This is a genomic window from Candidatus Marivariicella framensis (genome assembly GCF_982709265.1).
Window position 1 is genome coordinate 1 of sequence record NZ_CEXPNT010000036.1, and the last position, 8,140, is coordinate 8,140.

Annotated in this window: 7 protein-coding genes and 1 tRNA gene; 4 read left to right on the top strand and 4 right to left on the bottom strand. The window is 31.0% G+C overall.

Annotated features, from left to right (window positions below):
* From AC34EU_RS08450 to AC34EU_RS08460, 3 genes are all read right to left on the bottom strand, one after another.
* Window positions 1–464, bottom strand: a 464-nt coding sequence (locus tag AC34EU_RS08450; RefSeq protein ID WP_487534646.1) for a Pycsar system effector family protein, incomplete at its 3' end; no start/stop codon positions are given.
* 1 nt (window position 465) lies between these two features.
* The gene (locus tag AC34EU_RS08455; RefSeq protein WP_487534645.1) at window positions 466–1,242 is read right to left on the bottom strand and encodes a DUF481 domain-containing protein; all 777 of its coding nucleotides are present in this window, start codon (window positions 1,240–1,242) and stop codon (window positions 466–468) included.
* A gap of 68 nt (window positions 1,243–1,310) precedes the next feature.
* Window positions 1,311–2,219 carry a homocysteine S-methyltransferase family protein gene (locus AC34EU_RS08460; protein ID WP_487534644.1) on the bottom strand — a complete coding sequence of 303 codons (909 nt, stop codon included), beginning with the start codon at window positions 2,217–2,219 and terminating at the stop codon, window positions 1,311–1,313.
* A 165-nt stretch (window positions 2,220–2,384) separates the two neighbouring features.
* On the opposite strand from AC34EU_RS08460, the gene AC34EU_RS08465 reads away from it, so the two are divergent.
* Window positions 2,385–3,866, top strand: a complete 1,482-nt coding sequence (locus AC34EU_RS08465; RefSeq protein WP_487534643.1) for an acyl-CoA synthetase — start codon at window positions 2,385–2,387, stop codon at window positions 3,864–3,866.
* Window positions 3,867–4,048: 182 nt separating this feature from the next.
* On the opposite strand, the gene AC34EU_RS08470 is transcribed toward AC34EU_RS08465, so the two are convergent.
* Window positions 4,049–5,047 carry a dienelactone hydrolase family protein gene (locus AC34EU_RS08470; protein ID WP_487534642.1) on the bottom strand — a complete coding sequence of 333 codons (999 nt, stop codon included), beginning with the start codon at window positions 5,045–5,047 and terminating at the stop codon, window positions 4,049–4,051.
* Between the two features lie 130 nt (window positions 5,048–5,177).
* Between AC34EU_RS08470 and AC34EU_RS08475 the strand changes: the two genes are divergently transcribed.
* The 3 genes from AC34EU_RS08475 (at window position 5,178) to AC34EU_RS08485 (ending at window position 7,637) form a co-directional block, all read left to right on the top strand.
* On the top strand, window positions 5,178–5,378 hold the full coding sequence (locus tag AC34EU_RS08475) for a hypothetical protein (RefSeq protein WP_489667009.1): 201 nt from the start codon (window positions 5,178–5,180) through the stop codon (window positions 5,376–5,378).
* Window positions 5,379–5,583: 205 nt separating this feature from the next.
* Window positions 5,584–7,290 (top strand): DUF885 domain-containing protein, encoded by a 1,707-nt coding sequence (locus AC34EU_RS08480; protein WP_489696203.1) that lies wholly within the window; start codon window positions 5,584–5,586, stop codon window positions 7,288–7,290.
* Window positions 7,291–7,560: 270 nt separating this feature from the next.
* Window positions 7,561–7,637: transfer RNA gene (locus AC34EU_RS08485), tRNA-Ile, on the top strand.
* The last annotated feature ends 503 nt before the right edge of the window (window positions 7,638–8,140 follow it).

Consider the following 8,140-nt stretch of genomic DNA (forward strand, 5'->3'; position numbering starts at 1 on the left):
GCAGTATTTACATGCAAAAATTTTGTAAAGGCTATATTTCCTGTTACATAAACCATATGAGTTAAATGTTTGTGGTATTCTTCAGGATTCTCTCGTAAGCTATTAAATTTTGGATGATATTCGGAAAAATCTTTGTTGTCCATTGCTATGTCTCCAAAAAATAAAGGAGATTTTAAAGCTGATTGCTTTAGTCTAGGAAGAAAACAACGAACGCAAGCAGTAAAAGCTAGCAGGGTAAAGTATATTCCAGGAAGCAGTAAACAAAGAGTTAAATAGTCCCAAGCAGTTACAAAATTTAAACTATATACATTTTCATCATCTAAAACATCTAATGTATATGCAGCTGTAAAAAACAAACTATAAACAGAGATTACAACACTTGATTTAATTTCAGCGTATCTGATTTGATCATAATTGTAGTGTATGATCTCCCAAAAGTCCTCTACATTTTTTCTTTTTTCCATTTTATATATTTATTTCAAGTCCATAAACAAAATCTGTATCGTTTTTCAGACTTTTAATATAGTTAATAGAACGGTACCTTACAACATATCTGACGTAAGTACTTAATTTTTCGTTGATTTTAAAACGAATATATTGATTGCCAAAAACTCTAACATTACCAATCTCATTATACTTCCATTGAGAATAAATAGTTGTTGTAGAGGTTACATTTTCAAATAGTTTTACAGATGAAAATACATTAAAAGAAATTCGAGTGGTTTTTTGACTAGAACTTTCATATTCTATGTTTTCATAACGATACTTAGGATAAGCTTCAAATTCATAAAAAGGACCAACAGCTATATCAAAATAATTTTTGTCTTTTTTGTAAAGGTGTTGTCTAAGCCCAACACCAAAGAGTGTCCTTTCTTCAATAAAAGATCTTGCGCTTTCTCCAGTTTGAAGAAACATAAATAAGCTGTGGTCTTCGTTTAGAATTCGATTCCATCTAAATTGAAGATTAGTGGTTTTGTCAAAGTTATTACCATTAAACTTAGTTGAAGAATGTGAAAAAGTAAGGCGAAAAAGATCATTTTTAATTCTTGATCCAAGAGTGACATCAGCTCTTATAAATGACAGGTCAAAATTACCAGTTTTTTTATCACCCATAAAGTTTGCAAAAGCATGAAAAGTTGAATCAATTTTTTTTAAACTTGACTCAGTATCAACTATAGTTTGAGAAAACAATGTGTTTGAAATAAAAATTATTCCAATAAAATAGAGATACTTGTTTTTCAAAATTAAAAGCATATTTGTTTTTCGAAGATAATTAAAAAATGAATTAAGGCTACAATGCATAGAATTAATTATTTCAACTTAGATATTTCTTTAATATGACTTGGCCTTGTTTCGCAACAACCCCCTAATATTGTTGCTCCTGCATTTTTGAATTTTTTAACAAATTCAGCAAACTTCTTGGGGTTTAGGTCAGTTCTCTTTCCTAAAAACTCATTCGGATTACCAGAAGTGCTTTTCTGGTAATTATCTGCATACCCTGACTTTGGATTTGTAAGTTTAAACCCATTAAGTTTAAACCCAAAAGGCACCCCCAAACTTTTTATTTCCGCTAGATTTAATTCATAATTTTCAGGAGATACACAAGAAAGCATTAATCCGATCAAATTATTGTGTTCAATTTTATTTATAATATCTGTAATTTTTTCTCCACTTGGCAACCTTACACCTTCAGAAATATGAGCTCCAATTAAATAGTATTTATTAAATGATTTTATAGCTTCAATCGCTAGTTTAAATTCATTAACACTGCTATAAACATCTAGGTAAAAAAAATCAATATACGGGTTAAGTATTTTTGCCTGATCATAAAAATTTTCTTTAATTTCAGCATCAGGTCTAGTGTCAGATTCATAAACCAAGTTTTGAGGGGGTAGGCCTCCAGCTATTAAAATATGCGGATTTAATTCTTTCGCTTTTTTTGCTATTTCTCCTGCTTTAATATTTAAGTATTCGAACTTATCTTCGATATTGTTTTCTCTAAGCCTTATTCTTTTAGAGCTAAATGTTGTTGTTACAATAACTTCTGCACCAGCCCTTATAAAGTCTAAATGTGTCTCCAAAACAAGTTGATGATATTTTTCATGTAATAACGCGTTGGCACTCCATAAAGTTCCATTTACATCAAGACCTCTTGCAAGCAACTCTTGGCCCATTCCCCCATCTAAAATTCTTACTTCTTTAAAAAATTTTTTATCCAATTTGCTTTACTTTAAATTCACAATAATTATATGACTGCAAGATAATTTAAAATCACTATTTCAGATTTAATATTTAACTTCAAAAGTTTATAATTTTCTCAAACTCATTAATAATAGATTTTTAACTTTGATAAATTAACACACTAGATAATATAAGTTTAAACAATGATTGAGTTAGTAAAAAGAGCAATAAAGTTTTCTAAAAGGATAGCTGTTATATCAAATCAAACGGAATATAATTATGATCAATTATTAAGAAAATCAAATTCTATAGCCAGCAGCCTACTGGACAATCAAATAGATTTATCAGAGGAGCGAGTAGCTTTTTTAATCCCGTCAAGCTTTGAATATGTAGTGACTCAATGGGCTATTTGGAGAGCAGGAGGGATAGCTGTTCCCTTATGCACCCTTCATCCCCTTCCGTCTCTTAGATATGTAATTGAAGACTCTGAAGCTTCAATATTGATTGTTAGTAAAGAGTACAAAGCGCTTTTAGAGCCAATAGCAAAACAGCTTAAAATTAGATTATTAGTCGTTGACGATTTGTTAGACACCCCAAGGATAGATTTACCTGAAGTTTCTATGGACAGAAGAGCTATGATACTATACACTAGCGGAACAACTAACCTACCTAAGGGGGTCGTAACAACTCATGAAAACATTCAATTTCAAACAGAATGTCTTGTAAATGCTTGGTGCTGGGAATCAACCGATCGAATTTTAAACATCCTTCCCTTACATCACATTCACGGAATTATTAATGTTTTAAGCTGTGCTTTATGGTCAGGAGCATGCTGTGAATTTTTACCAAAATTTGATTCTAAAAAAGTATGGCAAAAATTAACAACAGATCAACTATCCTTGTTCATGGCAGTTCCTACAATTTATTTTAAACTGATAGATTTTTGGGAATCATCTTCAGAAAAAGATAAAGTTAGGCTTTCAGGGGGAATAAAAAATTTAAGGTTAATGGTTTCTGGATCTGCGGCTTTACCGGTTCCTGTTTTAAACAAGTGGAAAAAAATCACATCTCACACCCTTTTAGAGCGTTATGGAATGACAGAAATAGGAATGGCTCTCTCCAACTCTTATACAAAGGAAAGACGTCCAGGTTATGTGGGATTGCCTTTGCCAGGAGTTCAAGTTCGACTTGTTGATTCAAATGGAAATAACGTAAAAGAAACAGGAGAGCTTGGCGAAATTCAAATTAAAGGCCCCAATGTCTTTAAAGAGTATTGGAAAAATCCCAAAGCAACACTGGGTTCATATCAAGATGGATGGTTCAAAAGCGGAGACGTAGCTATTTTCAATAATGGAATGTATAAAATTCTAGGCAGGGACTCTGTAGACATTATTAAATCAGGAGGATACAAAATTTCTGCATTAGAAATTGAAGATGTACTGCTAAGACATCCAAAAATTAAAGAATGTGCAGTTGTAGGTGTTCCGGATAATGAATGGGGTGAAATAGTTGCCGCAAGTATAATTGTAAGTGACAAAAACATTGATTTTAATTCTTTAAAAGTCTGGGCAAAAGAATTATTGCCAGCATATAAAATTCCAAGAAAATTTATTGTTCAAGACGAGCTGCCAAGAAACACACTAGGTAAGGTTACTAAAAAGGTTTTAAAGAAGGCCTTTGACTGACATTTTTCATACGCCCACTTAGCTTTTTCCTAAAAACATTTATGTATTCTTGACGGTCTTTAGGTTTGATTGTTTTTTGAATCATATCAATTAAATATTGATGTGCCCATCTTCTTTTGTGATACTATCACAATTCCCTTCCATTACTGGCCTTATCAGACATTCTGAAAATGAATTCTTCTTTATTTTAATGTTTTTGTCATAAATTCTTTTGCAAACACAAATGATTTAGCTCTTGCATTGCTATTTCCTCCGATAGTTACACCTTTAGAGGCGCAAAATAAGAAGCCCACTTTTTGAAGAAAAGGATTAGACATTGGAATATTAAAGTAATTTGTCAGTACTTCACCATCACTTGTTAACTTAAACATACAATCTTTAAAACTATAGCCATTTTCATTGGTTTGCAACCCTCCTTCTCTATCAAAGCCATGATGAGAATTTTCATAAATTGTTATATCAATGTTAGAATGACCTCTTAGCTTATTGACTAAATTATTACAAGGATCCGAAGGCGTCCAATCATCTAAATCTCCTATTAAAATATGAATTGGAGATTGAGTGAAATCTAGATTTTCAGGTTCAAAAAAACAAGGTGGATAAAATGCTAAATGTGAAGAAAATTTTAATTTTTCACTTATAGCGTTTTTAAGGGGAAGCCAAGCTGAAAACAAAGCGACTCCTCCCCCTAAGCTCCATCCTGTTATGGAGATTTTTTCATTATTTATCAATGGGTGAGCAGATAATTTTTCTAAAGCTTTGTATGAATCGACTATCATTGCAGCAGTTGTGACTTGATTTTGTTTTCCAACAGTGGATTCAATGCCTCGACTCTTAAAACTATTTAGTTCAAAAGTTGCAAATCCAGATTCTTGATACATTTTTAAGTACTCCAGGTGATGTTTTTTCCAACCTAAACTTCCAGCTACACCAATTATCAAAGGATATTTTTTTTTTGGATTCAGAGAGTCAAACGGAACAATTAATTTGCCAAAAACTTTTTGATCTTCTAAGTTTTCAAAATTAGAAATAACGTCGTTTAACGAAAATGGGTTAGAGCTTAAAAAAGTTATTTTTTCTTGATAATTTTGACTTTTTAAAGAAAGAGACAAGAATATAAATATGTATATAAAAGGTTTGACAATCATACTTAATTGACTTTGAAACCTTAAAGTTAACATTCATATTTTAATATTTTGTTTTTTTTAGACAATTCACACCTTGACTTGTAAAATTGAGAAGCCAATAAAATTTAATTGTTTTTTGCAATTAAATTATTATACTGATTCCTTAATCATAAAACAAGATGAAATGAAAAAGCTAATAGATAAATATCAATTCATAATTGGCACGGTAATTATTCTTGCTCTTGTGATAAAAGATACAATAGGTGCAGGTATTTTAACATTTGAAGTTACTGACAATTGGTTGCCTTTTGAACTGACAATTACATTATATATTATTTCAATAGCCTTATTAGGCAGACACATATATCAAAAAAACAAAAGATAGTTAAAACTGAAAACACGTGAAATGAAATTTAGAGACTTTATTTATAATAAAGAGACAAAAGAATCCCACTTAGCTGGAGTTATTCTTTTAATTATTGTCATCTTAATTTGTGGAGCTGGTATATCTAGTAGGTAAAATACTCTAAACCACATGCATATCTTCTTCAGTAAGTTCAGGTGTTTCTAATTTCCTTACATTTAAGAATATGAAAAAGCTAATTCTACTATTAATGTTTATTCAGCTTATTTTTTCTTGTTCTAAAGAATCTGACAAGCTAAATGAAATTATTGAAAAATATGAAGCTGAAAGAGATTATAAATTTAAGAGGAATGAGTCTGTAGAAAACACGATTAAGTATCATCAAGCGGAAGCTGATTTTGCAAAAGAAATAATAGAAAAATTAGAAATGATTTCTGTTGGTGAATTATCTGAATCAGAAATCATATCAAGAGAATTGTTATTGTTTGTTTTGAAAAATGAAATCGATTTTAATAAATACAAAATGTATTTAAATACTATTACCAACGAAAATGCTTTTCATTTGAACTTGTCTAGAATGGGAAACCAAACTCTTGAAAACAAGAAACAGGTTCTGAATTACTTAAAACAACTTGACAGTTTGCCACAACATATAGGATACAACTTAAATTTGTTAAGAACTTCCCTAGACGAAGGAATGGCTCAACCAACAGCAGTTTTTAGTAATTACAATTATAGCTATGATAAACACATAGTTTCAAATCCAACAGAAAGTGAATTTTATAAACCATTTCATGATTTACCAGATTCATTTTCTAATGAATTAAAAGATTCTATTATTAAAGTAGCTAAGAAAAGCGTTCAAAAAAATGCTATAAATCAATATAAAAAAATTAAAAATTTTTTTATATATGAGTATTTTCCAAATACAAGAAAAGAATTAGGAATATCTTCTATTCCAAATGGAAAAGAGTTTTATCAAAATCGAATAAACTATTACACTACTAGTAATCAATATTCTGCTGATGATATTCACCAAATTGGAATAAAAGAAGTGGCAAGAATTAAAACAGAAATGTGTAAAATAATTGATAATCTTGGATTTAAAGGAAGCTTTGCAGAATTCTTAAAATTTCTTCGATCGGATGAGCAGTTTTATCCAAAAACAGCTAAAGAATTATTAATTTTTGCACGCGATATTTCTAAAAGAATTGATGCTGAATTACCCAAGTTTTTTAAAACATTGCCTAGAAAGCCATATGGTGTAGTTTCGGTTCCTGCAGATCTTGCTCCAAATTATACAGGAGGACGATATTATTCAGGTGGTCATAACGAACCAACAGCAGGGTTTTATTGGGTTAACACCTATAATTTATCTAGTAGAACTTTATATACAATTCCTGCTTTAACAGCTCACGAGGCAGTTCCTGGACATCATTTACAAATTTCATTAAATAGTGAATTGTCTAATTCAATTCCAGAGTTTAGAAGAAAATTATATATATCTGCTTATGGTGAAGGGTGGGGATTGTATTCAGAATACTTAGTTGATGAAATGGGTATTTATACAACTCCATATGAAAAATTTGGTCAATTAACTTATGAAATGTGGAGAGCATGCAGACTGGTTGTTGATACAGGGGTACATTCAAAAAATTGGACAAGAAAACAAATGATTGATTATATGGCTGAGAACACTGCTTTATCAATTCATGAAATAAATACAGAAACAGATCGATATATTTCTTGGCCAGGGCAAGCTCTTTCATATAAAATAGGAGAAATAAAAATACGAGAGCTTCGTGAAAAAGCAGAAACTGCTCTAGGTGAAAAGTTTGATATTCGTGAGTTTCACGAAATTATTCTTGAAGAAGGGACTATAACACTATCTATTATGGAAAACAGAATAAACTCTTATATAAAGAAAAAATAAAACTACTATTATCCATCAAATTAGGAAATCTGTTTTTAAAAGCTTATTTCATTACTTGAAGTCTTTTGAAGATATAGGCGGTTTTACTGACGATTAATATTGTTGCATGATTTTACGGGTAAGACTTTTTTAAATTCTAAATACGCTTATATTTGCACCTAAGTTGTTGAAATGCTGAAAGTGGTGTTTAAGTCAATATTGTGATTTTGAATAAAACACTTACCAATACAACATTAAGATGCTCTGTCAAGCACTGATACCATTGACAACGGTCCTATAGCTCAGTTGGTTAGAGTAGCTGACTCATAATCAGTTGGTCCCAGGTTCGAGTCCTGGTGGGACCACCAACAAAAACCGTAATGTCTTTATAAACAAGGTGTTACGGTTTTTTATTTGCTATTATGGCAACATATTGGCAACAAATCATATGTTTTTTGTTACCTGCGCGTTACTAAAAGTCAATAAAAGCCGACCCAAGAGCTTAAATAACCACCCCCACTAGGTCTAAACAAATCCACTTTCCTTTTTGAGAGTACTTCGCTATATGGGTATATTATCCAACTGAAGAAGATATGACTGTTATTGAATTGTTATCGTTCCAACCATTCCTCCGTGAAGTGAACACTGATAATAATATGTTCCTGTTGCGGTAGGTGTCCACGTAATTGTTCCACTTTCTGTACCATTATTTGTTAAACCACTTATGGAATCAGGAGGAATATGATGAGATCAAAAATACCTGATTTAAAAGAAGAAGATATGCCTGTGGTTTAGTTTTGGGAACTTTGATTCTTATAAAAATGATTATAACCACATGGAATATTAGACAAGGTGGAGGAAAAAGAATAAA

Coding starts and splice junctions, on each gene's coding strand:
- AC34EU_RS08465 (WP_487534643.1), top strand. CDS start 2,385: ATGATTGAGTTAGTAAAAAGAGCAATAAAGTTTTCTAAAAGGATAGCT.
- AC34EU_RS08470 (WP_487534642.1), bottom strand. CDS start 5,047: ATGTTAACTTTAAGGTTTCAAAGTCAATTAAGTATGATTGTCAAACCT.
- AC34EU_RS08475 (WP_489667009.1), top strand. CDS start 5,178: ATGAAAAAGCTAATAGATAAATATCAATTCATAATTGGCACGGTAATT.
- AC34EU_RS08480 (WP_489696203.1), top strand. CDS start 5,584: ATGAAAAAGCTAATTCTACTATTAATGTTTATTCAGCTTATTTTTTCT.